Source organism: Polaromonas sp. P1_G4 (assembly GCF_056405475.1).
This window is the reverse complement of record NZ_JBFUCA010000736.1, coordinates 1-1,613: the sequence shown is the minus strand read 5'-3', so window position 1 is coordinate 1,613 and position 1,613 is coordinate 1. Positions and strand designations below refer to the sequence as shown.

General features: G+C 58.7%; 2 protein-coding genes. Both read left to right on the top strand.

Going from position 1 to position 1,613, the window contains the following annotated elements; all coding sequences use genetic code 11:
- A partial coding sequence (locus AC1D1X_RS22830; protein WP_477699280.1) for an ATP-binding cassette domain-containing protein occupies positions 1–482 on the top strand: 482 nt, incomplete at its 5' end.
- Between the two features lie 22 nt (positions 483–504).
- The gene (locus AC1D1X_RS22825) at positions 505–1,500 is read left to right on the top strand and encodes an ABC transporter permease (RefSeq protein ID WP_477699279.1); all 996 of its coding nucleotides are present in this window, start codon (positions 505–507) and stop codon (positions 1,498–1,500) included.
- Positions 1,501–1,613: the final 113 nt, after the last annotated feature.

The window sequence follows — 1,613 nt, the reverse complement described above, 5'->3', positions numbered from 1 at the left end:
ACATTGTGCTGTCGAGCTTGCGGCGGTTCTTGAGCTTCGGGTTCCTTCTCAGGCCCGCTGCCATACAGGACACGGCTGCGAAGCTGATCGCGCAACTGGGCATCAAGACCCCAAGCGCGCTGCAGAAAGTGGCGCTGCTGTCGGGGGGTAACCAGCAAAAAATCGTCGTCGCCAAATGGCTGGTGCGCGACTGCGAGATCCTGTTTTTTGACGAGCCTACGCGCGGCATTGACGTGGGCGCCAAGAGCGAAATCTACAAGCTGCTCAATGCGCTGGCGGCCCAGGGCCGTGCCATCGTGATGATCTCCTCCGAACTGCCCGAGGTGCTGCGGCTGAGCCACCGCATCGTGGTGATGTGCGAGGGCCGCATCACCGGCGAGCTGGTCGCACGGGACGCGACCCAGGAAAAAATCATGCAGCTCGCCACCCAGCGCGAAGCCCCGGCTGCCGTTTCCGGCATGGTTGCCGCTGCTGCTTTTTAAAAAAACGCCGGAACCATCACCCATGACCGTCTCCAAGTTGCTGCAAGGTTTCAAAACTGCAGCTTTTAGCAGCAACACCCGTCAAAAGCTGTTGGCATTTGCCAGCTTGCTGGGGTTGCTGATTTTCTTCAGCATGGCCTCGTCCAGCTTCATGCAGACCGACAACATGGTGGGCATTTTGCAGGCCACTGCGGTTAACGGCGTGCTGGCCATCGCCTGCACCTTTGTCATCATCACCTCGGGCATCGACCTGTCGGTGGGCACCTTGATGACCTTTTGCGCCGTCATGGCCGGGGTGGTGCTGACCTATTGGGGCCTGCCCTTCTACCTGGGCGTGCTGGCTGCCATTTTCTTCGGTGCGTTCTCTGGCTTCACCTCGGGCATGCTGATTGCCAAGCTGAAGATCCCGCCGTTCATTGCCACGCTGGGCATGATGCTCATGCTCAAAGGCCTGTCGCTGGTCATCACCCAATCCAAGCCAATCTATTTCAACGACACGCCGGAGTTCTCGGTCATTTCCCAGGAGTCGTTGATCGGTTATTTCCTGCCCGATCTGCCCATCCCCAATGCGGTGCTGATCCTGTTTGTGGTGGCGGTGGTATCCAGCCTGATCCTGAACAAGACGGTGCTGGGGACCTACACCTTCGCACTGGGCAGCAACGAAGAGGCGGTACGCCTGTCGGGCGTGAATGTGGACCGCTGGAAGATCATTGTCTACACGCTCAGCGGCGCGATTTGCGGCGTGGCCGGGCTGCTCATCGCTTCGCGCCTGAATTCCGCGCAGCCGGCGCTGGGCCAGGGCTACGAGCTGGATGCGATTGCCGCCGTCGTGATCGGAGGCACTTCGCTCAGCGGCGGGGCCGGCACGATTCTGGGCACCATCATCGGCGCCTTCATCATGAGTGTGCTGACCAACGGGCTGCGCATCATGTCGGTGGCACAGGAGTGGCAGACGGTGGTGAMGGGCCTGATCATCATCGTGGCGGTGTATGCCGATATTTTGCGAAAGCGCAAGTAAATGAAAGCAAGTGCAGTTTTTATCAAAGAGAAGCCCAAATCCCACCCATGCCAACGTCTGATTTTTGATACCCCATAGCAAACCCCATAACGATCGGAGACAAACATGATTTT